24 protein-coding genes and 1 tRNA gene (1 of these 25 running past the window's edge) are annotated in these 23,235 nt (G+C 60.4%); 19 read left to right on the top strand and 6 right to left on the bottom strand.

Annotation, left to right across the window (positions count from 1 at the left end):
• Positions 1-73: 73 nt before the first annotated feature.
• From DSM110093_RS11090 to DSM110093_RS11080, 3 genes are read left to right on the top strand one after another with little or no spacing between them, the layout of a single operon-like run.
• Positions 74-1,501, top strand: coding sequence for a YcjX family protein (locus tag DSM110093_RS11090; protein WP_243265115.1), 1,428 nt, complete (start codon positions 74-76; stop codon positions 1,499-1,501).
• Positions 1,498-1,962 (top strand): GNAT family N-acetyltransferase, encoded by a 465-nt coding sequence (locus DSM110093_RS11085; protein ID WP_243265114.1) that lies wholly within the window; start codon positions 1,498-1,500, stop codon positions 1,960-1,962. The genes DSM110093_RS11090 and DSM110093_RS11085 overlap by 4 nt, the downstream gene beginning before the upstream one ends.
• The gene (locus DSM110093_RS11080; protein WP_243265112.1) at positions 1,962-2,966 is read left to right on the top strand and encodes a TIGR01620 family protein; all 1,005 of its coding nucleotides are present in this window, start codon (positions 1,962-1,964) and stop codon (positions 2,964-2,966) included. Before DSM110093_RS11085 ends, DSM110093_RS11080 begins: the two co-directional genes overlap by 1 nt.
• 6 nt (positions 2,967-2,972) lie before the next feature.
• On the opposite strand, the gene DSM110093_RS11075 is transcribed toward DSM110093_RS11080, so the two are convergent.
• Positions 2,973-3,749 (bottom strand): sulfotransferase, encoded by a 777-nt coding sequence (locus tag DSM110093_RS11075; protein WP_243265111.1) that lies wholly within the window; start codon positions 3,747-3,749, stop codon positions 2,973-2,975.
• Positions 3,750-3,898: 149 nt separating this feature from the next.
• On the opposite strand from DSM110093_RS11075, the gene DSM110093_RS11070 reads away from it, so the two are divergent.
• The 4 genes from DSM110093_RS11070 to DSM110093_RS11055 are packed head-to-tail and all read left to right on the top strand — an operon-like array spanning position 3,899 to position 9,171.
• A complete protein-coding gene (locus tag DSM110093_RS11070) occupies positions 3,899-5,947 on the top strand; it encodes an HAD-IIB family hydrolase (RefSeq protein ID WP_243265110.1) in 2,049 nt (682 codons plus the stop codon).
• Positions 5,944-7,101: a glycosyltransferase gene (locus DSM110093_RS11065; protein ID WP_243265109.1), complete on the top strand. Its 1,158-nt coding sequence runs from the start codon at positions 5,944-5,946 to the stop codon at positions 7,099-7,101. Before DSM110093_RS11070 ends, DSM110093_RS11065 begins: the two co-directional genes overlap by 4 nt.
• Positions 7,073-8,017, top strand: a complete 945-nt coding sequence (locus tag DSM110093_RS11060; protein ID WP_243265108.1) for a galactosyltransferase-related protein — start codon at positions 7,073-7,075, stop codon at positions 8,015-8,017. Before DSM110093_RS11065 ends, DSM110093_RS11060 begins: the two co-directional genes overlap by 29 nt.
• Complete coding sequence (locus tag DSM110093_RS11055) at positions 8,014-9,171, top strand: glycosyltransferase (RefSeq protein ID WP_243265107.1); 1,158 nt, start codon at positions 8,014-8,016, stop codon at positions 9,169-9,171. Before DSM110093_RS11060 ends, DSM110093_RS11055 begins: the two co-directional genes overlap by 4 nt.
• Before the next feature lie 23 nt (positions 9,172-9,194).
• Here the strand turns inward: DSM110093_RS11055 and DSM110093_RS11050 are convergent, their stop codons facing one another.
• A complete protein-coding gene (locus DSM110093_RS11050; protein ID WP_243265106.1) occupies positions 9,195-9,944 on the bottom strand; it encodes a Crp/Fnr family transcriptional regulator in 750 nt (249 codons plus the stop codon).
• A gap of 385 nt (positions 9,945-10,329) precedes the next feature.
• On the opposite strand from DSM110093_RS11050, the gene ileS reads away from it, so the two are divergent.
• Together ileS and DSM110093_RS11040 are read left to right on the top strand one after the other, a co-directional pair.
• Positions 10,330-13,251 (top strand): isoleucine--tRNA ligase, encoded by a 2,922-nt coding sequence (gene ileS / locus DSM110093_RS11045; RefSeq protein WP_243265105.1) that lies wholly within the window; start codon positions 10,330-10,332, stop codon positions 13,249-13,251.
• A 146-nt stretch (positions 13,252-13,397) separates the two neighbouring features.
• Positions 13,398-13,853 carry a methylated-DNA--[protein]-cysteine S-methyltransferase gene (locus DSM110093_RS11040; protein WP_243265104.1) on the top strand — a complete coding sequence of 152 codons (456 nt, stop codon included), beginning with the start codon at positions 13,398-13,400 and terminating at the stop codon, positions 13,851-13,853.
• A gap of 15 nt (positions 13,854-13,868) precedes the next feature.
• On the opposite strand, the gene DSM110093_RS11035 is transcribed toward DSM110093_RS11040, so the two are convergent.
• Complete coding sequence (locus DSM110093_RS11035) at positions 13,869-14,564, bottom strand: CDP-alcohol phosphatidyltransferase family protein (RefSeq protein WP_243265103.1); 696 nt, start codon at positions 14,562-14,564, stop codon at positions 13,869-13,871.
• 268 nt (positions 14,565-14,832) lie between these two features.
• Here DSM110093_RS11035 and rpmB point away from each other — a divergent pair, with 268 nt between their 5' ends.
• The gene (gene rpmB, locus DSM110093_RS11030; protein ID WP_067268014.1) at positions 14,833-15,132 is read left to right on the top strand and encodes a 50S ribosomal protein L28; all 300 of its coding nucleotides are present in this window, start codon (positions 14,833-14,835) and stop codon (positions 15,130-15,132) included.
• 258 nt (positions 15,133-15,390) lie between these two features.
• Entirely contained in the window at positions 15,391-17,004 is a 1,614-nt protein-coding gene (locus tag DSM110093_RS11025; RefSeq protein ID WP_243265102.1) for a BCCT family transporter, read from the top strand.
• A gap of 21 nt (positions 17,005-17,025) precedes the next feature.
• Here the strand turns inward: DSM110093_RS11025 and DSM110093_RS11020 are convergent, their stop codons facing one another.
• Both DSM110093_RS11020 and DSM110093_RS11015 read right to left on the bottom strand, forming a co-directional pair.
• Complete coding sequence (locus tag DSM110093_RS11020; protein WP_243265100.1) at positions 17,026-17,724, bottom strand: NAD-dependent deacylase; 699 nt, start codon at positions 17,722-17,724, stop codon at positions 17,026-17,028.
• 6 nt (positions 17,725-17,730) lie between these two features.
• Positions 17,731-18,714, bottom strand: a complete 984-nt coding sequence (locus tag DSM110093_RS11015; RefSeq protein WP_243267717.1) for a LysR family transcriptional regulator — start codon at positions 18,712-18,714, stop codon at positions 17,731-17,733.
• A gap of 191 nt (positions 18,715-18,905) precedes the next feature.
• Here DSM110093_RS11015 and DSM110093_RS11010 point away from each other — a divergent pair, with 191 nt between their 5' ends.
• From DSM110093_RS11010 to DSM110093_RS10980, 7 genes are all read left to right on the top strand, one after another.
• Positions 18,906-19,781, top strand: coding sequence for a carbon-nitrogen hydrolase family protein (locus DSM110093_RS11010; RefSeq protein ID WP_243265099.1), 876 nt, complete (start codon positions 18,906-18,908; stop codon positions 19,779-19,781).
• 81 nt (positions 19,782-19,862) lie between these two features.
• Positions 19,863-20,081 carry a translation initiation factor IF-1 gene (gene infA, locus DSM110093_RS11005; RefSeq protein ID WP_005978431.1) on the top strand — a complete coding sequence of 73 codons (219 nt, stop codon included), beginning with the start codon at positions 19,863-19,865 and terminating at the stop codon, positions 20,079-20,081.
• Positions 20,082-20,170: 89 nt separating this feature from the next.
• Positions 20,171-20,749, top strand: coding sequence for a Maf family protein (locus DSM110093_RS11000; RefSeq protein WP_243265098.1), 579 nt, complete (start codon positions 20,171-20,173; stop codon positions 20,747-20,749).
• The gene (locus DSM110093_RS10995; protein WP_243265096.1) at positions 20,746-21,780 is read left to right on the top strand and encodes a ribonuclease E/G; all 1,035 of its coding nucleotides are present in this window, start codon (positions 20,746-20,748) and stop codon (positions 21,778-21,780) included. The genes DSM110093_RS11000 and DSM110093_RS10995 overlap by 4 nt, the downstream gene beginning before the upstream one ends.
• On the top strand, positions 21,777-21,968 hold the full coding sequence (gene yacG / locus DSM110093_RS10990) for a DNA gyrase inhibitor YacG (RefSeq protein ID WP_243265095.1): 192 nt from the start codon (positions 21,777-21,779) through the stop codon (positions 21,966-21,968). The genes DSM110093_RS10995 and yacG overlap by 4 nt, the downstream gene beginning before the upstream one ends.
• A gap of 115 nt (positions 21,969-22,083) precedes the next feature.
• Positions 22,084-22,158: transfer RNA gene (locus DSM110093_RS10985), tRNA-Phe, on the top strand.
• A 126-nt stretch (positions 22,159-22,284) separates the two neighbouring features.
• A complete protein-coding gene (locus DSM110093_RS10980) occupies positions 22,285-22,458 on the top strand; it encodes a CsbD family protein (RefSeq protein WP_243265094.1) in 174 nt (57 codons plus the stop codon).
• 60 nt (positions 22,459-22,518) lie between these two features.
• Here DSM110093_RS10980 and DSM110093_RS10975 read toward each other — a convergent pair whose 3' ends face one another.
• Positions 22,519-22,677, bottom strand: a complete 159-nt coding sequence (locus DSM110093_RS10975) for a YqaE/Pmp3 family membrane protein (RefSeq protein WP_243265093.1) — start codon at positions 22,675-22,677, stop codon at positions 22,519-22,521.
• A gap of 170 nt (positions 22,678-22,847) precedes the next feature.
• Between DSM110093_RS10975 and DSM110093_RS10970 the strand changes: the two genes are divergently transcribed.
• Positions 22,848-23,235 carry the 5' portion of a mechanosensitive ion channel gene (locus tag DSM110093_RS10970; protein ID WP_243265092.1) on the top strand. It continues 491 nt past the right edge of the window, so 388 of the gene's 879 nt are visible here — the first part of the coding sequence; the start codon lies at positions 22,848-22,850; its stop codon lies off the right edge, out of view.

Genomic DNA, 23,235 nt, shown 5'->3' with positions numbered 1-23,235 from the left:
CGGGCGGGCGCTTCTGGCAATCCCCGCATGCCGACCCTATGTTAACGCCAAAGACAAAGGGACGGGCGCAGCTTTGGGTATCACAGGCATTGCCGACGGCATTTGGCGGCAGTTTGAGACTGTCACCGACACGGTGGGAGAGACGTTTTTTGAGCCGGTGATCCGGCTCGGCGTCACGGGTCTTGCGCGGTCGGGCAAGACGGTTTTCATCACGTCGCTGGTGGCGAACCTGCTGGACCGGGGGCGGATGCCGGGGCTGTTGGCGGCTTCTGAGGGGCGGATCGAGGCGGCGTTCTTGCAGCCTCAGCCCGATGATACGGTGCCGCGTTTTGACTATGAAAACCACCTCGCCGCGCTGACCGGCAAGACGCCACATTGGCCTGAAAGCACGCGGGCGATTTCCGAGTTACGGTTGTCGCTTAAGGTGCGGCCGAATGGCTTGCTGGCAGGTCTGCAAGGGCCGCGCACTTTGCACCTCGATATCGTGGATTACCCCGGTGAATGGCTGCTGGATCTGGCGCTGATGGATGTCACCTACGCCGAATGGTCGGCGCAGGTGATTGAACGCATCGCCTCGCGTGAGGAAGCGGCGGGCTACCGCGCGCTGGCCGAGCTGATCGACCCCCATGCCGAACTGGAAGAGACCACGGCCCGCAGGCTTGCCGACAGCTTTGCCGACTACCTACAAACCGCTCGCGCCAATGGCTATTCCGACTGCACGCCGGGGCGCTTCCTGCTGCCCGGTGACCTTGCAGGCTCACCGGTGTTGACCTTTGCACCGCTGCCCGGCTCCGACGGGGCGCCGCGTAAGTCGTTGATCCGCGAAATGGCGCGGCGGTTCGAGGCTTACAAGAAACAGGTGGTGCAGCCCTTCTTCCGCGACCACTTTTCTCGGATTGATCGGCAGGTGGTGCTGGTCGACGCGCTTGGCGCGATCCATCAAGGGCCGCGCGCGGTCGAAGACCTGCGTGGCGCGATGGCCGATATTCTGGGCGCGTTCAGGCCGGGGACGAATAACTTCCTGACCAGCCTGCTGCGCGGCAAACGGGTTGAGAAAATCCTCTTTGCCGCGACCAAAGCCGATCATCTGCATCACAGCCAGCACCCCCGACTGAGCGGTATAATGCAAGCGCTGATCCGCGAGGCGCGGGACCGGGCGCAATACGCAGGCGCGGGCACGCGGGCGATGGCCATCGCCAGCCTGCGGGCCACGACCGAAGACGTGATGACCCATGGCGGAGAGCAACTTGACGTGGTGCGCGGAACGCTGCTGAACGATGATGAAACGCGCGGGCGGCAGGCGGCTTTTTACCCCGGTGAACTGCCCGAAGACCCAGCACATTTACTGACCCCCGCACGGCAGGGCGCGCAGGAATGGCTGGGGGCGGATTACCAGATCATGCGTTTTGCGCCGGCGGTGTTGGACCTGCGCCCCGGGGACGGGCCACCGCATATCCGGCTGGACCGCGCGGCGGAGTTTCTGATCGGGGATCGGCTATGAGCGCGGTCCTGACCCGCCCCGCCACTCTGCGTCCCGCGCAGCCCTTGGACGCAGGCGCGGTGGGCGGCATCATGAGTGATTTTGCCCGCGATACTCATTGGTTGCCGCGCATTCATACAGCGGCTGAGGACATCGCCCATGCAGATGCCATGATCGCGCGGGGCTGGGTCACCGTGGCCGAGCAGTCAGGCCGGATTGCTGGTTTTGCCGCCTGTGAGGGGGGCGAGTTGGACGCGCTCTATGTGTCCCATGCGGCGCGGGGGCAAGGCATCGGCTCGGCCCTATTGATCGCGTTAAAATCGCGCCATAAGACTCTGATATGCTGGACATTTCAGGCCAACGCGCGGGCCATCGCGTTTTACCGCCAACATGGTTTTGCCGAAACCGCGCGCGGCGATGGCAGCGCCAATGACGAAGGGTTGCCCGATTTGACATTGCACTGGCAGAGGGAGGCCGCCTGATGGCCCGCGGACCGATCCTGTTCGACCTAGAAGAAGACGCCAAGCCCCAGCCTTCGGTTGCCGACGCGCCTGCTGTGCCTGAGTTGGACGTGGAAGCGCCGCCGCCAAAGGGCCAAGCGATGCAGATCGCCGCACAGCTCGCCGCGCGCAAACCCTCGCGGCTGGTGCGGATGTTCTGGGCGCTGGCCGGGGCGCTGGTGACGGCGCTGGTGTCAATTGCGGCTTGGACCTTCGTGACCGACCTGATGGCGCGCTATCCGCTTCTGGGCTGGGCGATGACGCTGCTGATCGGGGCGTTCTTGCTGGTCTTGCTGTTACTGTCGTTGCGCGAAATGGCGGCCTTTGGGCGGCTCGCGCGGCTGGACGGGCTGCGCCATGACGCGGGCGAGGCGCTGGCACAGGGGGATTTGGCGGCCGCACGCAGCGTGACGGATCGGCTGGAAACGCTTTACAAACACCGTGAAGACACCCGCTGGGGCCGCGACCGGCTGACCGAACTGCGGGGCGATCAATTCGATGCAGAAGCGTTGCTGGGTCTGGCCGAGAGCGAGGTTCTGGCCCCGCTAGATCGCGCCGCCACCGGCGAGGTTGAGGCCGCCGCCCGGCAGGTCGCAGCCGTCACGGCGTTGGTTCCGCTGGCGCTGGCGGATGTCGCCGCAGCGCTCAGCAGCAACCTGCGGATGATCCGACGAATTGCCGAGATTTACGGCGGGCGCTCGGGGTTTTTTGGTTCATGGCGGCTGACCCGTGCTGTGCTGTCGCATCTGGTGGCGACGGGAGCCGTGGCGGTGGGTGATGACCTGATCGAGCCGCTTCTGGGGGGGTCTATCGTTGCCAAACTGAGCCGCCGTTTTGGCGAGGGGCTGGTAAATGGCGCGCTGACTGCACGGGTGGGGGTCGCGGCGATCGAAGTCTGCCGTCCGTTGCCCTTTGTGCGGGAAAAACGGCCCGGTGTGCGGGGCATCGTCAAACGGGCGCTTACTGGGGTTTTCGGTAAGGAATAAGGCAATCTAGGACGCGGCATTTTCGCGGATAGCCCGCAGGGGGTGCTGGATCATTCCGCGAAACGTCCCGACAGCGAGCCCGGGCCGATATCCCCAGCTCGCGGCCTTTTCGGCCTGTCCGGGGTTCATCTGCAACGCGCCTTGATACTGCTGATTGCCGTCCGAGATCAGTTCGGGCAGTGAAGTTTCTGGCAGGTCCAGAAAGGCCGCGATCCGGCGAAGCGCCTTGGGTGTATCGGCAACGACATCTTCGTACCGCAGTACCATCACAGCGTGCAGATATGGCAGGTCGCCAAGCAGTTGCGCCTGCGCCGCGATCCAATGGTCAATCAACTGCTCAGTGGGGGCATCAACCCAAGACGCGACCGAGGCCGCGACCGCTTCTGGGTGGCGCAGAACGATGATGAATTGAGACATTGGGAAAAGCTGCTGCAGCAACCGCATACGGGTCAGGTTGACCGGTGATTTCTCAACCCGCCAGCGCAGGTCGGGGGCAAACCACGGGGCCCAGTCGTTCTCCAAACGTGTCTTTGTTTCCAATGAATTCAGCGGGTGATCTTCGGTCAGATGTTCAGCCGGATTGGTCGCAAAATGCATGGGCCGCCCCGTTTGCGCCGTATGCGCGATGGCGCCTTGCAGGTAAACGCCCTCATTCTCGGGCGCGGCGGATCCGGTGATGCCGCCCGCACCGGGCAGCACATTGGCCAGTCGGTTCACCAGCGACGTGCCAGAACGGTGCAGCCCGCCGATAAACAAATAGCGTGGAGGAGTTTTGAGGGTCATCAAGTGGCTCGTTATGGGGCATGCGATTGGACACAATGGAAAGCCAGCTAGACCACGACAAAGTCGTTTCCAGAGGTTCACGTGTTAACTTTTGTTATCGGAACGGAAGGGCTGCTGAATGGGGTTCACCTCCCATAAGGAGACCCGTCATGTACATTTGCCACATCGCACTGGGGGGCTGTCTTACAGCTCCGACTGTTAACTACGGCGTGACCGAAGATACCGGCGGTCATATCGCGTATATTCTGGGTGCAGCCCGTGCGCAGGCGGCGCGCGGGGATGTGGATACGGTGCAGATCGTAACGCGTGCATTTGATGAGCCAAGCCTTGGTGCGGTGCACGCACAGACAGACCAGCAGGTCAGCCGCGGCCTGTCGATCCGGCGGCTGTGGACGGCGCAACGCGGGTATCTGAGCAAAGAAAACCTTGCTGCGGAAATCCCTGCGCTGGTTGAGGCGTTTTTGGCGGATCTGGCGCAGGCCACGCGACGGCCAGATGTGATCCATGCGCATTTCTCGGATGCAGCGCAGTTGGCCTTGGCGGCGCGTGAACGGTTTGGCATTCCGGTGATCTACACGCCGCATTCACTGGCGCTGAGCAAATCCGGCGCGGCGGTGGATGCCGCACGGATTGAGGCCGAGCGGCGTGCCTTGGTAGAGGCGGATGCGGTTGTGTTGTCGTCACGTGATGAGGCAGAGGTTCAGGTCGCGGCATATGGCGCGGACGCACAGGCGCGGGTGCACCGCGTCCCTCCGGGTGTGTCACTGCGCCGCCCTGCGCAGAACGGGGCCGGGCGCGCATTGTTGGCCAGTTCGCTATGCGAACCGGACCGCCCGATGCTGCTGGCGGTGGCACGGCCTGTTGCCCGCAAGAACCTTGCGCGTTTGGCGCAGGTTTATGCAGACAGCCCCGATTTGCAGGCGCGTGCGAACCTTGTGATCCTTGCCGGGCAGCATGGCGACGCATTGCAGGCCAACCCCGAGGCGCGGGCCGAGCTAGGCAAACTGCGCGACATTTTGGAGACCCCGAATTTGCGCGGTAAGGTGGCCTTGCCGCCGCAGCACACGCAGGCTGATGTTGCCGCACTCTATGACGCGGCGAGACAGACGGGTGGGGTGTTTGTGAACCTTGCTCTGCATGAGCCCTTTGGCCTGACAATGTTGGAAGCGGCGGCTCATGGCTTGCCGGTTGTGGCCACTCAGGAAGGGGGGCCTGCGGATATCGTGGCAGACCTTGGTCACGGTATTTGCGTGCCTCCATCTGATGCGCAGGCGATTAAGGCGGCGCTGTTAAAGCTTTTGGATGACCGGGCGCTGTGGGCCGATGCATCCGCCGCGGGGCAGGCAAATGTCGGGCGTTATGACTGGTCTAAATGGGCCCAAGAGGTGCAACTGATCTGTGAAGACATTCGCAACGCAGCGCCCCTTGCCGCTGCACCGGTCATGCTGGCCAGCGACATCGATAACACGCTCACTGGCTGTGTGCCGTCAGCCGCGTTGTTCAACACATGGGTTGCCCGGGACCGTCCGGTGTTTGCTGTGGCTACGGGGCGCAGTTTACCCGAAGCCCGCCGTATCTTGCGGGAATGGAACCTGCCGATGCCGCGCGTTTTCATCACCTCGGTCGGGACCGAAGTCTATCTGCCCGATGCACAAGGGCGGCTTTGTTTAGACGCGCGATTTGCCTGCAAGCTCGACGCAGGTTGGGCACGCGATCGGGTAAAACGAGCGTTGGAGGACTTCGGATTCAATTGGCAAGCCCGGGTTGAGCAGCGCCGTTGGAAACTCAGCGGTTTCGGAGACATGCGCACAGCGCGGCGGTTGGAACGGCATTTGGCGCGGTGCGGTGCGGCAGCGCAGATTGTCGCCTCTCATAATCGGCTGATTGATGTGCTGCCCTTGGCGGCGGGCAAGGGGGCCGCTGTCTGCGCGGCGGCACGGCGGCTGGGTATGCCAATGGACCGCGTTGTTGTCGCCGGGGACAGTGGCAATGACTTTGATATGTTGCAGGCGGTAAAACACGGGCCTGGCCGGGGCATTCTAGTGGGCAATGCGATGGACGGGCTTCGGGAACGCTTGGGGGGCGGGCGGCTGTATTATGCGCGTGCTTCTCATGCCGCTGGGGTGCTGGAGGGGTTGGAGACTTTTGGCCTTGCGCCGAACGCGATGGAACCGCCTGTTAAGATGGTGGCGCAATGACGCGGCCGATCGGTTATTTCGTGCATCATCAGGGCCGGGGTCATGCCGAGCGCTGCGCGGCGGTGGTCAATGCGCTGCCAGACAGCCAGCCGGTGACCGTCTTTTGCGCGAAACCAGATATTTTTCCGGCTTTTAATCGCCCGGTAGAGTTGATCACCCTGCCATCGCTGTTTGAACCGACCGGGGCGGAGGACATCCACGACACCACCACCGCCCCAGATACGGTACACTGCGCCCCTCTGGGTTGGCCGGGGATCCGGCAGGCCATGGCGCAACTGGTGTCGTGGTTTGCCAGTGCCAATCCAGTGTTAATGATAAGCGATGTCTCTGCCGAGGTGGCGCAGCTTGCGCGGCTATGCTCGGTGCCGCATGTCAAAGTGCTGCAACACGGGCGGCGAAACGATCCAGGGCATCAGGCGGCCTATGACGGGGCGGTTGGTCTGCTTTGTCCCGGGGCGCGGGCGCTGGCGCAGCCCGATTGGCCTGCGCGGCATATGGCAAAAACCCATTTTGCCGGGGGGCTTGGGGTCAAGGTCAAGCGCCCTGATACGGCAACGCGGGCAGCGGCACGTGCGCAACTCGGGATCGTATCGGATCAACAGTTGGTGGTTGTCATGTCGGGTGGTGGTGGCACTGGTTTTGCTTCGGCCCCTTTTGGTATCGCCGCGCGGGCAATGCCTGAAACGGCGTTCATCACCATCGGTCAAATGGCGCGAGACTGGCATGCGACGGAACCGGCAAACCTGCAACATCACGGCTGGGTCAAGAACGCCCCCGAATATCTGGCGGCAGCTGACATGGTGGTGGCGTCTACGGGGAACACCACCTGTCACCAAATCCTCGCTGCAGAAACGCCTTGGCTTGCCGTGCCGGAGTGGCGCTATTTCGACGAACAGATCGAAAAGGCCGAAGCACTGGCCCGTGCGGGTGCGGCGCATCACCTCGCGCATTTTCCATCTTCAGCCGAGGCTTGGCGCACAGCGATAGGCACCACCATCAACGCTAATGATCCGGCCCTGCAACGGGCTTTGGTCAATGAGAATGCCGCGTCTGAGACAGCCCAATGGTTGGCCGGTTTGGCCGATCAATTGCTTTTTGAAACATCCAAAGAAATCGGAGATTTACATGACGTCGTTCACCCCATCCGCGCCTAAAGACACCACAGTCAGCGCCCTGACACTTGCACGGGGGCGGGCCGTTCATTTGCACAATGTTATCCTCGGCCTTACGCGGCAGACCCGCCAGCCGGATGAATTGGTGATCGGCGTCATGCAAGACACGCTTTACGAAGACTTGCCGCTGACCGATTTTCCAATTCGACAGGTACAGGTCACAGGCCGCGAACTCCCGCTTTCGCGGGCACGCAATACCGTCGCGACAGAAGCCGTAGGCGACTGTTTGGTTTTCCTCGATGTAGATTGTATCCCTGCGCAAGACCTCATCGCCGATTACATGGGCTATGCGGTCCCCGGTAACGGTCTGATCATGGGCGAGGTGAATTACCTGCCCGCTGGCGCCGCAGATGAGGGGTGGACCTACAGCAAACTCGAAGCCGTCGCCGTGCGTCATTCGGACCGCCAAGGGCCGCCTGCCGAAGGGTTGAAGCGTTGCAACGATTACCGCTGCTTTTGGTCGCTGAACTTTGCCATCCACCGTCAAGATTGGAACAAGTCAGGCGGCTTTGACGAACGCTTTACCGGATATGGGGGAGAGGACACCGATTTTGGCCGCGAATTGGACGAGCGCGGCGTGCCGATCCACTGGGCGCAGGGGGCGAAGGTCTTTCACCAGCATCACGCCCATTGCATGCCGCCGATCCAACACATTCCGTCGATCCTGCGCAATACCGAGATCTTTGCTGACAAATGGGGCCACCGAACGATGAACCACTGGCTCACGGCCTTTCGCCTTATGGGGTTGGTGGGCAATGATGGGGATGCGTTGGTGCAGTTGCGCGAGCCGGATGCGGATGATTTTGCGCTCTGTGAGCAGCAATCTGATCAGCCCTACGCCAATACCGCGCGCGTGCTGCGCTATCTGCGCGGCGAAGAGCGGATCGCGGCGGAATGACCCTGCGCATCGCCATCGTCGGCCATATTCGCCATCCTATTGCCCCCCCCTTCAAGGGCGGAATGGAGGCGTTTACACACGGGCTTGCACGGATGTTGGCCGCGCGGGGCCATGACGTGACCCTATTGGCCAGCGGCGACAGTGCCGCAGGGCTGCCACCGGGGGTCAAACTGCTGCCGATCTGCGATGCGCATTATGATGCGCGGTTTCCGTGGCATAATTTCCACGGAACCGAGGCGCTGAATGCGCACCTTGATGCCTGCTATGCCCGTGCGGCGCGGCTCTTGTTAGAGGGGCGCTTTGACGTGGTGCACAACAACGCGCTGCACCGCTACCTACCGCGCCTGTCGCGGGCAGAGCGGCTGCCGATGGTCACATCGCTTCATATCCCGCCGTTTAAGGTTTTGCGCCGCGCTCTGACGGATGGGGCAGCGCCTTGGCATCTCTCTTCCGTTGTTTCGGCACGCCAGCGGGACATTTGGTGGCCCGAAGGCGCGCCAGAAACCGCGCATGTGGTGCACAACGGGATCGACCTTACCGAATGGACTGAAGGCGGACCCGGTGATGGCAGCGCGGTTTGGGCAGGTCGGATCACGCCGACGAAAGGCACGCATTTGGCGGCAGAGGCCGCGCAGATCGCCGGAGTGCCGCTGCGACTCTACGGCGTAGTTGAGCATGAGGATTACTTTAACGATTTGGTAAGACCCCATCTATATGGCGGTGTTGAATACGTCGGGCATTTGGATACTGTTGCGCTTGGACAGGCCTATGGTCGGGCATCTGTCGCGCTTTTCACGCCGCAATGGGAGGAACCTTTTGGCCTTGCAGCGGTGGAGGCGATGGCGATGGGGCTACCCATCGCGGCAACCCCACATGGGGCCGTCGAAGAGGTGCTTGGCGATGCAGGTGTGATCGCCGCCGACGATAGCCCAGCTGCCTTGGCAGAGGCCCTGCAGCTTGCGTCTGCAATTCCTTCGGAGGTACCGCGCGCCCGCGTGACGCGGCTGTTCGATGCGCGGGCAATGGTTGCGAAGTTTGAACGGCTTTATCGTGAGGCATCTGCACAGCGATATGTGGGAGTGCCGCGCAGAACCTATCCGTCGCTCGCTCTGCGGGTGGAGGGCCTGAACGAAGCGATGGCAGATGTGGGGTAGAAAGAAGCGTCAACAGAGGCGAATTAAATCACTGTCTCGGGTTCCGGCATATATAGATAGGCCGCCTCAAACATACCGACTTTGTGCAAGCCGTTACGGTCGTGGATCAAAAGCTTCCCTCCCGTCACAGAGCAGCAGCCATGTTCGCGCAGTTCACGCAATGTGCGGCTGACGTGAACCGAGGTGAGGCCAGTGGCATCGGCAATGTCAGTTTGGCGCAGGCTGAAGGGTAGGCTTTGACGCTCCACACCGTAGGCGGCGGTCATGCGGGCATCAAACTCGCTTAGGAAATTCGCGACCCGCGCGAGCGCGCGCATGGCGCTGTTGCGCATAACCCAATGGCGGTGAATTGAGGCATCCACCAAGGTCATAAGCCAGAGCTTTCGGGCCAGTTCTACATCGCCGTTAAGCAATTCGTGCAGCGTGTCATGAGACACTATAGCCACACGCGTATCGGTCAGCGATACGACGTCATGGTCCAACCGCTTTAGTGGAAAGGCATGTAGATCAACGAACTCGCCCGGAAATTGCAGAGCGACGAACGTGCTGCGCGCGCGTTGCCCGCGGGGCACGCTCCGGGCGATCAGACCATCAAGCAGCAAAAGGCTGTGGTTCAAATGATCTCCCCGGCGGCTAACCACGTTTCCGGGGGCATAATGCTTATGCTGGACCAAAAGCGGCGCGAGCTTGGCCCACTGCGCATCACTTAGGTGATCCACCATGCCAGAGGGTTTAACGGTCATATCATGATATAGGGGCTGTTCGGTGGTCACTTAGAGGCCTTTCCGCCCATTAAAAATGGCGCGGTTGCCCTAAGCACAAGGGGCCACGCACTCGTTTAGTATAATGAAAAGCGTATGATGCTGTTTTCGCCGAACAATTCAAGAGAAGGCCGGGAATCATAAAAAATGTTAAGATCGTTGCTAAGATTTCTGGGGTCATATCCGCCGCTGGTTGAACTGCAATTTCCTGTCGCTCTGCCGGGGCTTGTCGGGGCAGGGGGGGCTGTTTATAAGCGGCTTTATGACACGCCTCACCGCGATCATTATTCGAATTATATCCCCGGCGCTCTGACCAACTGAGACGCCGGGCCGAGGTGTTTGAGCCGCTCGCACCGAACCAGATTGAATAACCCCCCAATGCCGAAGGACGCTCCCCATGTGCGCCGAGACCCCCGACTATAAAGCCACGTTGAACCTGCCCAAAACCGATTTCCCGATGCGCGCCGGACTGCCCAAGCGCGAGCCCGCTTGGCTGGAACGCTGGGAGAAAATCGGCGTCTATGACCGCCTGCGCGAGAAAGAGGGCCGTGAGCCTTTCACCCTGCACGATGGCCCTCCCTACGCCAACGGGAACCTGCACATCGGTCACGCGCTGAACAAGACGATCAAGGACATGATCGTGCGTAGCCACCAGATGATGGGCTATGATGCGCGCTATATCCCCGGCTGGGATTGCCACGGCCTGCCGATCGAATGGAAGATCGAAGAGCAGTACCGCAAGAAGGGCCGCGACAAGGATCAGGTGCCGATCAATGAATTCCGCGCCGAATGCCGCGAGTTCGCCCGCGGTTGGGTCGATGTGCAGCGCGAAGAGTTCAAGCGGTTGGGCATTACCGGCAATTGGGAAAACCCGTACCTCACGATGGATTTCCACGCCGAGCGCGTGATCGCCGAGGAATTCATGAAGTTCCTGATGAACGGCACGCTTTATCAGGGCTCTAAGCCTGTGATGTGGTCGCCGGTCGAAAAGACCGCGCTGGCCGAGGCTGAGGTCGAGTATCACGACAAGGAAAGCCACACCGTTTGGGTGAAGTTCGAGGTCGTCGGCACCGAAGGCGATCTGGACGGCGCGCACGTGGTGATCTGGACCACAACGCCTTGGACCATGCCCTCGAACAAGGCCGTGGTGTACGGCGAGGGCATTTCCTATGGCCTTTACGAAGTCACCGCCACACCGGACGAATGCTGGGCCGAGGTGGGCGAGCGGTTCCTGCTGGCCGATGATCTGGCGGCGGATGTCTTTGCCCGGGCGCGTCTGGAAGATGGCATGTGGCGCCGTGTCCGCGGCGTCGAGAATGACGAATTGGCCAAAATCTCGCTTTTGCACCCGCTGGCCGGTGCCGAAGGGGCGGAGGGCGAGTGGGATGATCCGCGCGATTTCCGTGCCGCCGATTTCGTGACCTCGGACGAGGGGACAGGCTTCGTGCACTGCGCGCCGTCGCACGGTCTTGAGGAATATGAGCTTTACCGCGATCTGGGTATGCTGCCACAGGTGATCACCTATAACGTCATGGAAGACGGTCGTTTCCGCGACGATCTGCCGTTCTTTGGCGGCAAAGCGATCCTCAAGCCCAATGGCAAGGAGGGCAACGCCAACAGCGCCATTATCGACAAGCTGGTTGAGGTCGGCGGTCTGCTGGCGCGTGGCAAGATCAAGCACAGCTACCCGCACAGCTGGCGCTCTAAGGCGCCGGTGATCTACCGCAATACGCCGCAGTGGTTTGCTGCCATCGACAAGGAAGTCGGCGACGGTCTGGACCAAAACGGCAAGACCATCCGCGAGCGCGCGCTGACGTGTATCGACAAGGTCAACTGGGTGCCGAAATCTGGCCGCAACCGTCTGCATTCGATGATGGAGGCACGGCCCGACTGGGTGCTGAGCCGCCAACGCGCATGGGGCGTGCCGCTGACCTGTTTCGTGCGCAAGGGCGTGGCCCCAACGGATGAGAACTTCCTACTGCGCAACGAAGCAGTGAACCAGCGTATCACCGAGGCTTTCGAGGTCGAGGGTGCCGATGCGTGGTATGCGGAAGGCGCGAAGGAGCGGTTCCTCGAAGGCATCGTCGATCCGGCGGAGTTCGATCAGGTGACCGACATCCTCGACGTTTGGTTCGACAGCGGCTCGACCCATGCCTTCACCCTGCGCGACCGTGAAGACGGGACCGAGGACGGCATCGCAGACGTTTACATGGAAGGCACCGACCAGCACCGCGGGTGGTTCCACTCCTCGCTGTTGCAGTCCGTGGGCACCACGGGCCGCGCGCCTTACCGCAATGTGGTGACTCATGGCTTCACGCTGGACGCCAAGGGCATGAAGATGTCCAAATCCATCGGCAATACCATCGTGCCCGAGAAGATCGTGCAGCAGTATGGCGCGGATATTCTGCGGCTCTGGGTGGCGCAGACCGATTATACCGCCGACCAGCGGATCGGGGATGAGATTCTCAAAGGCGTGGCCGATAGCTATCGCCGTTTGCGCAACACCATGCGCTACATGCTGGGGGCGTTGAATGATTTCTCCGAGGCCGATCGCGTCGATCCCGCCGATATGCCCGAGTTGGAGCGTTGGGTGCTGCACCGGGTGGCGGAGCTCGACAAAGTCGTGCGGGATGGTTTTGCGCGCTTCGATTTCCAAGGTGTGTTTCAGGCGGTGTTCACCTTTGCCACCGTCGATCTCTCGGCCTTCTACTTTGATATCCGCAAGGATGCGCTCTATTGTGATGGCGATACTCTGCGCCGCCGCGCCGCGCGGTCGGTACTGGATATCCTCTTCCACCGTCTGACTACATGGCTTGCACCTGTGCTGGTCTTTACCATGGAAGAAGTCTGGTTGGAGCGCTTCCCCGGCGAGGAATCCTCGGTGCATCTTGTGGATATGCCTGAGACACCCGAAGCATGGTTAAACCCGGAACTGGCCGCGAAATGGGCCAAGGTCCGTGCCGCGCGGCGTGTGGTAACGGCAGCGCTTGAGGTTCAGCGGACTGAGAAGGTAATCGGTGCCTCGCTTGAGGCGGCACCGATTGTCCATGTGACCGATGAGGCGCAGCGCGAAGCGCTGGAAAGCGTGTCGTTTGAGGATGTTGCGATCACGTCTGACATCACCGTAACAGGCGATGCAGCCCCGGCTGAGGCCTTCCGCATGCCCGAGACGCAAGGCGTGTCCGTGGTGTTTGAAAAGGCCGAAGGTGCCAAATGCGAGCGCTGCTGGAAGGTGCTGCCTGATGTCGGCACGCATGAGCATCCCGGCGTTTGCGGGCGCTGCGATGAAGCAGTGCGTGAGGCGTTGGCGGAAGCCTAAGGCGTTCCAAGAGCATGGTAAAACGGGCGTCGGGATAACCGGCGCCCGTTTTTCTTTGGCCGGTCGCCAATGCCCCGCACGGTGGCACACTGGGCATCGCCCTTAGCGCTCTTTCGTAAATGTCGTTTCTGGCGCAGAATGGGACAATGAAACACGCCTCCCTCACCACGCCCTTCGGCGATCTGACCTTGACCGAAGAAGACGGCGCCATCACCGCGCTTGGCTGGGGGCAGGCGACACGGCAGGACTGCTCGGACCTGCTCGATACTGCGCTGAGCCAACTTAACGAATACGCGACAGGTAAGCGCCAGAGCTTTGACCTGCCACTTCGCATCAAAGGGAGCGATTTCCAGCGCGAGGTCTGCGCCGCGATTCTGGCGATTCCGTTCGGCGATACCCGCACCTATGGCGAGATTGCCCGCGACCTTGGCATGCCAGCGCAAGCGGTGGGCGGGGCCTGTGGCGGCAATCCGATCCCGATTATCATCCCCTGCCACCGCGTGATGGGGGCAAAGGGGCTGACCGGCTTTAGCGGGGCAGGCGGGGTTGAGACCAAGGTCGCATTGCTGCGCCATGAGGGCGCGGCGGGGCTGTTGATATAAGCGCCTAAAGCAAGCTCAGTCTTCGGCGAGGGGGATCAACTGCTGCGCAGCACCAGCGCAAATCAGGTAGACTGAGGTGATTACCAGACCCCAGTGGGCCCAGCTTTCGGGGTGAAAGTTCACCCAAGCCGACCAGCCCGCGAAGAAGGTCCATGCCAGCGCCATGGGCAATGTCACGGGGCGCCAGCGTTCGGTCCGAACGGGGTGCACGAACTTGATCGGCAGAAACATCGCCGCGGCAAGGATCGTGACCACGATCAAGCTGATCCACCATTCGGGCTGCAAAGCAAATAGCACCAGCACCAGCATGTTCCAGCAGCCGGGAAAACCTTTAAAGGAATTGTCCTTGGTTTTCATGCGGGTGTCGGAAAAATACATGACGCTGGCAAAGGTGATGATAATGATCATCGCCCAACCGCTCCAGCCATCCATCAGGCCCGAGGTGAACAGCGCGAAGGCCGGAATAAAGACATAGGTGAGGTAGTCGATGATGAGATCCATCAAGACGCCGTCAAACTCCGGCGCATTGGTCTTCACATCGTATCTGCGCGCCAATGGGCCGTCGATGCCATCAACAAAAAAGGCGATCACCAGCCAAAGGAACATCAAATCCCATTTTTCCTCCACAGCGGCGAGCATGGCGAGCATCGCCAGCACCGCACCGGTGGCAGTAAAAAGGTGAACGAAGAGGGCGCGCATCTGTATGGTCATATGTCTGCATCGCAAATCCATCAGGGGGATGCAAAGAAAACTCTATCACAGGTGGCAAAAACTAGCGTAGCGCGGGCAGGGCGGGCTGGGGTGACCTTGACGGGCCAAGCTCTCTGACAGGAAAAGCGCTCAAGTCCTGCGCTTCGGGTTGACGGCTACCGCGATTCCCCTTAAAGCCAGCGGACCAATTCAGGGTCGGCTCTGCGCGGCCCCTATCGTATGTGTTTCCCGGATCGCTGGGCAGACACAACAGCAAAAGGATGAACCCATGTCGCGCCGTTGCGAATTGACCGGAAAAGGCCCGATGACGGGCAACAATGTAAGCCACGCCAACAACCGCACCCGCCGTCGGTTCTTGCCGAACCTCAACGACGTGTCGTTGCAGTCCGAGGCATTGGGCCGTGCGTTCAAGCTGCGCATCTCTGCCGCAGCCCTGCGCAGCGTTGACCACCGCGGTGGTCTGGACAAGTTCCTGGCGAAAGCCAAGGACGTTGAACTGTCCGACAACGCGCTGAAAATCAAAAAAGCGATCGCCAAATCCAGCGCGACCGCTGATGTGCTGAGCTAAGGCTTAACACAGACCAGAATGGGCCTCGATCCGAAAGGATCGGGGCTTTTTTCGTTTGTGGCTTAGGCATTTTTTAATGCCGACCCTGTTTAAGCAAAGAGCCGAATGGGGCAGGCTTTTGAAATTCCTTTCACAGATTGATGTTTTTATTCGGGAAATATCGCCAAGCGGAGCTAATTTACCCTCTGACACTCGTTGTTCTGGCCATGCGACCTGCCAAAGCGGGGCTAAGACAGTGCATTCAAGATCGGAGACATCATGACTGACCCCACCCCCGACAATGGCGAGATCGAAACCGATTTCGAAGTCGGCCAAGACAATATTGACGGCACTCTTGGCCCTCTTGGCTTTGACATTCACAACCCGGTTTTCATGGTATCCGGGCTGACGGCCGTGGCCTTTGTGCTGCTGACAATGATCTTTCCCAGCCAAGCAGGGGAGCTTTTTCTTGCAGTGCGGGATTTTGCCACCAGCAAGCTGGATTGGCTGTTTATGATTATCGTGAATATCTTTGTGATCTTCTGTATCGCCCTGATCTTTATGCCGATCTCAAAGGTTAGGTTGGGCGGCAAGGACGCCGTGCCGGAGTATTCCTACCCCGCGTGGTTTGCGATGCTTTTTGCCGCGGGCATGGGCATTGGCCTGTTGTTCTTTGGCGTGCTTGAGCCTGTGTACCATATGAATGTTTCCAGCCCTTTAGGGGTGCCATTGCCGATTGCTGAGGATGGGTCGATCATACCTGAGAATGTCGAGGCGGCCCGTGCCATGGGGCTTGCGGCGACCTTTTATCATTGGGGTCTGCACGGGTGGGCCGTCTATGCGATCATGGCGCTGGCTTTGGCGCTGTTTACTTATAACAAGGGGCTGCCATTTTCGATCCGGTCGTGTTTCTACCCCATTCTGGGGGATCGCGTTTGGGGTTGGCCAGGGCATATCATTGATATCTTGGCCGTGTTCGCAACGCTATTTGGTCTGGCAACGTCGCTGGGGCTGGGTGCGCAGCAGGCCAATGCAGGCTTTAACTTTGCATTCGGGCTAGAGATTTCGACCAACGCGCAGGTGATCATCATTCTGCTGGTCACCGCTGTGGCGCTCGTCTCGGTCTGGCGGGGATTGGATGGTGGGGTGAAGGTCTTGTCGGAGGTGAACATGGTGGTGGCGATCCTGTTCTTCCTCTTCGTGCTCTTCGTTGGCCCGACGCTGGTGGGGCTTGATGGATTCTGGACCGGGCTGGTCGCCTACACGCAAGAGATCGTGCCACTTTCCAACCCATTTGGTCGTGAGGACGATTCGTACCGCGAAGGTTGGACAGCCTTCTATTGGGCGTGGTGGATCTCTTGGGCGCCTTTTGTCGGCATGTTCATCGCGCGGGTATCGCGTGGGCGCACGGTACGGGAGTTCATCGTCTGCGTTCTGCTGATCCCCTCGCTGATCATCTTTATTTGGATGGGTGTCTTTGGCGGCATCGCAATCGACCAGATCCTCACAAGTCCTGAGACGTCATTGGTGAAAGCGAATGTAATCGATAGCTACTCGCCAGAACTTTCGCTGTTTGGGATGCTTAATGAGCTGCCCTTCACCAAGACCGCATCGACCATCGCGATCCTTTTGGCGCTGGTATTCTTTGTTACGTCGTCAGATTCGGGGTCACTGGTGGTTGATACCATCACCGCAGGCGGCAAGATTGACGCTCCGGTGCCACAGCGGGTCTTCTGGTGTGTGGTTGAGGGGTTGATCGCCATCGTGCTGCTGATCGGCGGCGGGCTCTCGGCCTTGCAGGCAGGGGTCACGGCAACGGGGGTTCCCTTTGCTATTCTGATGCTGGTGATGTGTTACACGATCTACAAAGGGCTGAGCAGCGAACCTCGCTAAGCTTCTTCGGCGCGCCGGACCTTAACGGCGCGCCTTCAAAATCTCTGCGACCCATTCGGGGACAGTTTGACTTGCTGCCCCAATGCGGTGTTCCTCAAATTGGTTGCCCACGGCAGAGCGTTCTAAATTGAATTCAATCGTATGTGCCCCGGCGCGGCGGGCTTCGGCGACGAAACCGGCGGCCGGATAGACGTTTCCCGATGTGCCAATGGCGGCAAAGATATCGGCCTCGGCCAGATGATCGAAAAGCGCATCCATCTCATAGGGCATTTCGCCGAACCAAACGATGTCGGGTCGGGCGGCGGGGGCATTGCATGCGGGGCAGGGATCGCCGGGAGCCATAACCATCGGCGCGGGCCAGCGATGATCGCAGGCGGCACAAAGCGCGCCTTTGAGAGCACCATGCATATGCATAACCTTTTGCGAGCCGCCCTGTTCGTGCAGATCATCCACGTTCTGCGTGATCATCACCACTTCGCCATCAAGCTCGGCTTCCAGTTTCGCCAGCGCCTCATGCGCAGGGTTTGGCGATACTTCTGCCGCCTGCGCGCGGCGGGCATTGTAGAAGTCGACCACCAGCTTGGGGTTGCTGGCGAAACCTTCGGGGGTGGCAACATCTTCGACCCGGTGCTGCGCCCAAAGCCCGTCTGATGCGCGAAAGGTCTCGAGCCCGCTTTCGGCCGAGATGCCTGCGCCGGTTAGGATCACGATTTTTGTCATGGCTGATTAGTCTCCGATCCGGTCGTTATCTTCAAGCAGATGGAAACCATCGGCCAACCACGGCAACTGCGCAATGGCGGGGGCGATCATATGGGTTTGCATCAACTGACGCAGGGTTTGGGCAATGTCGCGCGGGACGGGGCCTGACCATTCATCCCCGGCAAACAGCGAAATGCTGCGCGACGGCACCGGGGCGGGCAGGGGATGTGCGGCCAATTTGCTGTGAAAACGCGCCGCCCGCATGTAGCCTAGGGGCGTGGTGATCGCCCAACCGATCCCCCGCGCCACCATGGCCATCAGCGCCAGATGGCTGCCGATCTCAAATCGCGCGGGCAGGTCATGGCTTTGGGCCGCAAGGTGGGTGTCAATCTGGCGCGCGATCAACTGGTCTTTGGCATAGCGCAGGAATGGCAGATCGCTGTCGCCGCTCAGCAGGGCTGCGGGGGCATGCGGCGTCTGTTCAGGGGTAACGATGATAAAGGGATCGCGGGCCAGCGGATATTCCACCACCGCGTCCAATGTGCCTTCGATCTGGGCAAAAAGTGCCATATGCAGGCTCTTGTCACGCAGGGCATCGGCCAATTCGTTGCTGCCTGCGGTGATCATGCGAAAGCGGCATCCGGTCAGACTGTCGCCAAGGATTGTTGCAAGGCGTGGGGTCAGATCATCATCGAAATCATCAATAACTCCGAGGTTCAGCGCCTCTAGATGCGCGAGATCCATCACTGTGACTTCACTTTGTGCTTGGCGCAGTTCGGTCAGGGCGAGCCCGGCCCGGCGCAGGAACATTTGCCCGGCTTGGGTCAACCGCATGGGGCGGCGCGTGTGATCAATTAGTTCTGCGCCTATGGCGGCTTCGAGGTTGCGCATCTGCTGGCTGACGGCGGGCTGGCTAAGCCCCGTGGCCTCTGCCGCCTGCGCCACCGATCCGCTGCGCGCGAGCGCCTCAAACACTTCGATGCCCCGAAGGGTGATGCCTTTGTTCAGCATGTGGTCCCAACTCTTTCGGATCTTGTGAAACCACGGGCGGCTCAGGTCAAGCATTTGCCCATGGAAGTGGCAGCATAACTGTCGCATCTGGAAAAGCGGCGGGAGGCGCTTCGGGCTCACGGGTCGCCCCCTTGAAGCCGCCGCCAAAGCTGCGCAGACTGCGGGCAAACAGCCCTCAGGAGCCTCTCCGAATGAAAATCGCCACAGCTGCCTATCCGCTCGATGTTCTAACCTCATGGGCGCAGTACGAAGACAAGCTGGCCCATTGGGTAGCCGAGGCCGCGGTGCAGGGGGCGGAACTGCTGGTTTTTCCCGAATATGCCGCGATGGAATTGGCCACGCTGGATGGGGCCGAAGTGGCCGCCGATCTGGAGCGCTCGCTTTTCTCGGTCTCGGACAAGCTTGAGGAAGCCGACCGGCTGCACGTGAAGCTCGCCGCCGAGCACAATGTGCATATCGTAGCAGGCTCTGGCCCCGCGGCGACCGAGAGCCGTCCGGTCAACCGCACGCGGCTGATCACGCCTACTGGGCAGGTGGGGGTGCAGGACAAGCAGATCATGACCCGTTTCGAGCGTGAAGAGTGGGGCGTGATCGGAGGCAACGCGCTTCAGGTATTCGAGACCGCGATTGGCAAGATCGGCATTTTGATCTGTTACGATAGTGAATTTCCGCTGCTGGGCCGTGCGCTGGCCGATTGCGATGTGATCTGCGTGCCAAGTGTCACGGAAACGCTGGCGGGATATTGGCGTGTGCGCATCGGCTCCATGGCCCGCGCCCTTGAGAATCAGTGTATCACGGCGATGTCTTCGGTTGTTGGTGCGGCGGATTGGTCTGATGCTTTGGGGCAGTCATTTGGCGCTGGCGGCATTTTCTGCCCGCCTGACCGCGGCTTCCCGCCCACCGGTGTTTTGGCCGTGCGAGAGGTCAACGCCCCCGGCTGGACGGTCGCAGAGGCCGACTTGGCGCAGGTTGCGGAGGTCCGCGCAGATGGCATCGTGCTCAATCGGCGCGACTGGCAAGACCAGTTTGGGCGGGATGGAACAGCGATAAACGTCACACTGCGCTGAATCCCTCTTGAAAAAGCAGTAAAATGCGCCCATTTAAGCCTGCGCCCTCAAATTGGAGGGTTTTGTGCTCAAGGAGAGACCATGGCCAAGGAAGATACGCTCGAATTTCCCGGTGTCGTGAAGGAACTCCTGCCTAACGCGACGTTTCGGGTCGAGCTGGAAAACGGCCATGAGATCATCGCGCATACGGCAGGCAAGATGCGGAAAAACCGCATCCGTGTTCTGGCTGGCGACAAAGTTCAGGTGGAAATGACACCCTATGATTTGACCAAGGGTCGGATCAACTATCGCTTCAAGTAAGCGGCACCGCGTACGCGCGTTGCGCGGCGCAGGCGGGGCCGTGCGCGGCCCCGACCGGGCTGCCGGCCTCAGGCAAAGAGGCCCATAAGATGCAGTTCATTCTCGGATCAGGATCACCGCGCCGTTTGGAGCTTTTGGCCCAGATCGGTGTGGTCCCCGATGCCATCCGCGCCCCCGACATTGACGAGACCCCCCACAAGGCCGAACTGCCGCGCCCCTATTGCGCCCGCATGGCGCGTGAAAAGGTGGCGGCTGTGCCCGCTGAGGCGGATGATATCGTGCTCTGCGCCGATACCACCGTAGCGCTCGGGCGGCGCATCCTCGGCAAGCCCGAGAATGAGGCCGAAGCCGAGGCCTTCCTGCGGCTGATGTCGGGCCGCCGTCATAAGGTGGTGACCGCTGTGGCTGTGAAAAAAGGCGATAAGCTCTGGCAACGCGATGTGCAGAGCACCGTAAAGATGAAGTCCCTTTCCGAGCCGGAGATCCGCCGCTACCTCGCCACCGGCGATTGGCGTGGCAAAGCGGGCGGCTATGGTATCCAAGGCCCCGCTGGCGCGCTGATCCCATGGATCAGCGGCTCATTCACTGCAATCGTCGGCCTGCCTTTGGCCGAGGCTGCGAACCTGCTGCAAGCGGCAGGCTACCCATTTGACGGAGGTGCCGCATGAAGGGCCGTACGATCATTCTCGACCATCTAGGCGATGTTGAAGCCGCTGCACTCATGGTGGACGGCAAGTTGGACGATTTTCTCGTGGACAGCGACGCGCCGCGCGTTGGCACCGTGTACCGCGCCATTGCGGATCGTCCGGTGAAGGGCCAGGGGGGCATGTTCCTCAAGACCCCCGACGGCGCGGCATTCCTGCGGCAGATCAAAGGCCTGGCGCCCGGTCAGACGATTCTGGTGCAGGTTTCGGGCCACGCCGAGCCGGGTAAGGCGATCCCGGTGACCAATAAGCTGCTGTTCAAATCGCGCTATGCCATCGTGACGCCCGATGCGCCGGGGCTGAACATCTCGCGCTCCATCAAGGATGAAGAAGAGCGCGACCGTTTGCTCGAAATCGCGCATGAAGCCGCAGGCGGGGCCGATCTGGGGCTGATACTGCGCTCCTCCTGCGCCGGGGCCGATGCCGATGATATTGCCGAGGATATCGCGAATATGTTGGCCCTTGCGGATACCGTGGCCAATGATGACGGGCAGGAGATGGAAGTGCTGAGCGAAGGCGATGGCCCGCATCTGTTGGCGTGGCGTGACTGGACCGCACCTGCCGAGGTCGTGACCGAGGCTGGGGGCTTCAGGGACCATAGTGTTTTGGAAGAGCTTGACCGCCTGTCCTCGCCGCAAGTTCCCCTTGGCAACGGAGCGTCGATCTTCGTTGAGCCGACCCGCGCACTTGTGGCTGTGGACGTGAACACCGGCAGCGATGCATCACTCGCCGCTGGCGTGAAAGCCAATATGGCCTGCGCCCGCGCGCTGCCCCGCGCCCTGCGCTTGCGCGGTCTTGGCGGGCAGATCACCCTCGATCTCGCCCCCATGCCCAAGAAGGATCGCCGCACCTTTGAAAGCGCCCTACGCGCCGCTTTCCGCGCCGATGATGTGGACACGACGCTGGTCGGTTGGACACCGCTGGGCCATTACGAATTGCAGCGCAAACGCGCCCGCCCGGTGCTGGCGGAGGTTCTTGTAGGAGGTGGCGAATGAGCTGCCCGATCTGCAAAGCTGAGACCGTCAAAGCGCACCGCCCCTTCTGCTCGCGCCGCTGCGCTGACATCGATCTAGGCCGCTGGTTCAACGACAGCTATGCCGTCCCCTCACGCGATCCCGAAGACGTCGAGGCGGCCATTGAGGCCGCCGAAGCAGCGCAAGACAGCCCTCCAAAGCCTCATTAACGCTGGATAATTTGCCCTTCGCGAAAAGAAGTGAATTTCAGGGTAAAATGGGGCTGGACACCCCGCGCCACAGGTCCTAGAACCCGCTCACCCGACCTCGAAAGAGGTGACCCGTGCCCGGGTAGCTCAGGGGTAGAGCAGTGGATTGAAAATCCTCGTGTCGGTGGTTCGATTCCGCCCCCGGGCACCATTTTTTCGAAATGGTCAGTCTGGAACGTAAGCCGCGCTATCGGTTTCGTTCCAATCAGCTTTGCCATGTCGGAACTTCCACTCGTGCTCTGACGTTGCTTTTCTACAGAGATGGAGGAGAGCAACCATGGCGAATGAAGATCAGGCAGAAGGCAAGGCCAAGGACATTGGCGGTAAGGTGAAAGAAGAAGCTGGTGATGCGGCTGGCAATGACGACCTTAAGCGCGAAGGTCAGGCCGATCAGGCAGAAGGCAAAGTGCAAAAGGGCGTCGGTGACGCCAAGGATAAATTGTCTGACTGATTGTAGCGCACGCCTCTGATTGTCAGGGGCGTGCTTTTTTAAGGCAAAGGCTCGTCGCACCTACCTCTTAATGATGATGTAAATCGCGTGCACGATACCGGGAATATAGCCCAATAGCGTCAGGATGATGTTGATCCAGAAGTGCTTTCCCAGACCTTCCTGCAAAAACACCCCAAGCGGGGGCAGCAGGATAGCGATAATGATGCGAATGATATCCATCGTATAACCCCGATCTTATCGGGGTCCTCTCTCAGCAATTTGCTCTCATTGGGTAGGTAGCCCGCAAGGTTAAGTTGACCAGTTATGCTACTGCCTTGGTAAGGGCATATAATGCTCGCCGCAGAGTCTGTTTTGCTGCAATCTGTTTAGAAGTCTCGGAAGGGGTTAGGATGGAACCAGTTAGGATTATGTGGCGTCAGGTCATGGAAATGGCGCGAGACACAATCGCGCTCCTGCCGCAGGTTGCGGTTGCTCTGGTTGTGCTGATCCTAACTTGGCTCATTGCGGCACTTGGGCGCGCATTGGTCAGTAAGGCTCTGGGGCGTACCAAACTACGCCCCAGCTTGCAGGACCTCTTCACTCTTCTGACCTCAATCCTCATTTGGGTGTTCGGCATCATGATCGCCGCGGTGATCGTGTTTCCGGGTCTGACCCCGGCGAGCATTCTGGCTGGCCTTGGCATAGGCTCGGTCGCCATCGGCTTTGCCTTTAAAGATGTGTTCGAGAATTTCCTTGCCGGTATCATCATCCTTTTTCGCCGTGAGATGCGTATGGGCG

Source organism: Sulfitobacter sp. DSM 110093, assembly GCF_022788715.1.
In the GTDB taxonomy this organism is placed as follows: Bacteria; Pseudomonadota; Alphaproteobacteria; order Rhodobacterales; family Rhodobacteraceae; genus Sulfitobacter.
The sequence above is the reverse complement of the archived record's forward strand: the minus strand, read 5'-3'. Positions and strand labels throughout refer to the sequence as shown.

What these genes read in the sequence shown, in the direction of transcription:
- DSM110093_RS11010 (WP_243265099.1), top strand. Translation starts at nt 18,906, where the DNA reads ATGAAAATCGCCACAGCTGCCTATCCGCTCGATGTTCTAACCTCATGG.
- ileS (WP_243265105.1), top strand. Translation starts at nt 10,330, where the DNA reads ATGTGCGCCGAGACCCCCGACTATAAAGCCACGTTGAACCTGCCCAAA.
- DSM110093_RS11055 (WP_243265107.1), top strand. Translation starts at nt 8,014, where the DNA reads ATGACCCTGCGCATCGCCATCGTCGGCCATATTCGCCATCCTATTGCC.
- DSM110093_RS11060 (WP_243265108.1), top strand. Translation starts at nt 7,073, where the DNA reads ATGACGTCGTTCACCCCATCCGCGCCTAAAGACACCACAGTCAGCGCC.
- DSM110093_RS11065 (WP_243265109.1), top strand. Translation starts at nt 5,944, where the DNA reads ATGACGCGGCCGATCGGTTATTTCGTGCATCATCAGGGCCGGGGTCAT.
- DSM110093_RS11080 (WP_243265112.1), top strand. Translation starts at nt 1,962, where the DNA reads ATGGCCCGCGGACCGATCCTGTTCGACCTAGAAGAAGACGCCAAGCCC.
- DSM110093_RS11015 (WP_243267717.1), bottom strand. Translation starts at nt 18,714, where the DNA reads ATGCTGAACAAAGGCATCACCCTTCGGGGCATCGAAGTGTTTGAGGCG.
- yacG (WP_243265095.1), top strand. Translation starts at nt 21,777, where the DNA reads ATGAGCTGCCCGATCTGCAAAGCTGAGACCGTCAAAGCGCACCGCCCC.
- DSM110093_RS11075 (WP_243265111.1), bottom strand. Translation starts at nt 3,749, where the DNA reads ATGACCCTCAAAACTCCTCCACGCTATTTGTTTATCGGCGGGCTGCAC.
- DSM110093_RS11000 (WP_243265098.1), top strand. Translation starts at nt 20,171, where the DNA reads ATGCAGTTCATTCTCGGATCAGGATCACCGCGCCGTTTGGAGCTTTTG.
- DSM110093_RS10975 (WP_243265093.1), bottom strand. Translation starts at nt 22,677, where the DNA reads ATGGATATCATTCGCATCATTATCGCTATCCTGCTGCCCCCGCTTGGG.
- DSM110093_RS11020 (WP_243265100.1), bottom strand. Translation starts at nt 17,724, where the DNA reads ATGACAAAAATCGTGATCCTAACCGGCGCAGGCATCTCGGCCGAAAGC.
- DSM110093_RS10980 (WP_243265094.1), top strand. Translation starts at nt 22,285, where the DNA reads ATGGCGAATGAAGATCAGGCAGAAGGCAAGGCCAAGGACATTGGCGGT.
- DSM110093_RS11025 (WP_243265102.1), top strand. Translation starts at nt 15,391, where the DNA reads ATGACTGACCCCACCCCCGACAATGGCGAGATCGAAACCGATTTCGAA.
- DSM110093_RS11085 (WP_243265114.1), top strand. Translation starts at nt 1,498, where the DNA reads ATGAGCGCGGTCCTGACCCGCCCCGCCACTCTGCGTCCCGCGCAGCCC.
- DSM110093_RS11035 (WP_243265103.1), bottom strand. Translation starts at nt 14,564, where the DNA reads ATGACCATACAGATGCGCGCCCTCTTCGTTCACCTTTTTACTGCCACC.
- infA (WP_005978431.1), top strand. Translation starts at nt 19,863, where the DNA reads ATGGCCAAGGAAGATACGCTCGAATTTCCCGGTGTCGTGAAGGAACTC.
- rpmB (WP_067268014.1), top strand. Translation starts at nt 14,833, where the DNA reads ATGTCGCGCCGTTGCGAATTGACCGGAAAAGGCCCGATGACGGGCAAC.
- DSM110093_RS11070 (WP_243265110.1), top strand. Translation starts at nt 3,899, where the DNA reads ATGTACATTTGCCACATCGCACTGGGGGGCTGTCTTACAGCTCCGACT.
- DSM110093_RS10995 (WP_243265096.1), top strand. Translation starts at nt 20,746, where the DNA reads ATGAAGGGCCGTACGATCATTCTCGACCATCTAGGCGATGTTGAAGCC.
- DSM110093_RS11040 (WP_243265104.1), top strand. Translation starts at nt 13,398, where the DNA reads ATGAAACACGCCTCCCTCACCACGCCCTTCGGCGATCTGACCTTGACC.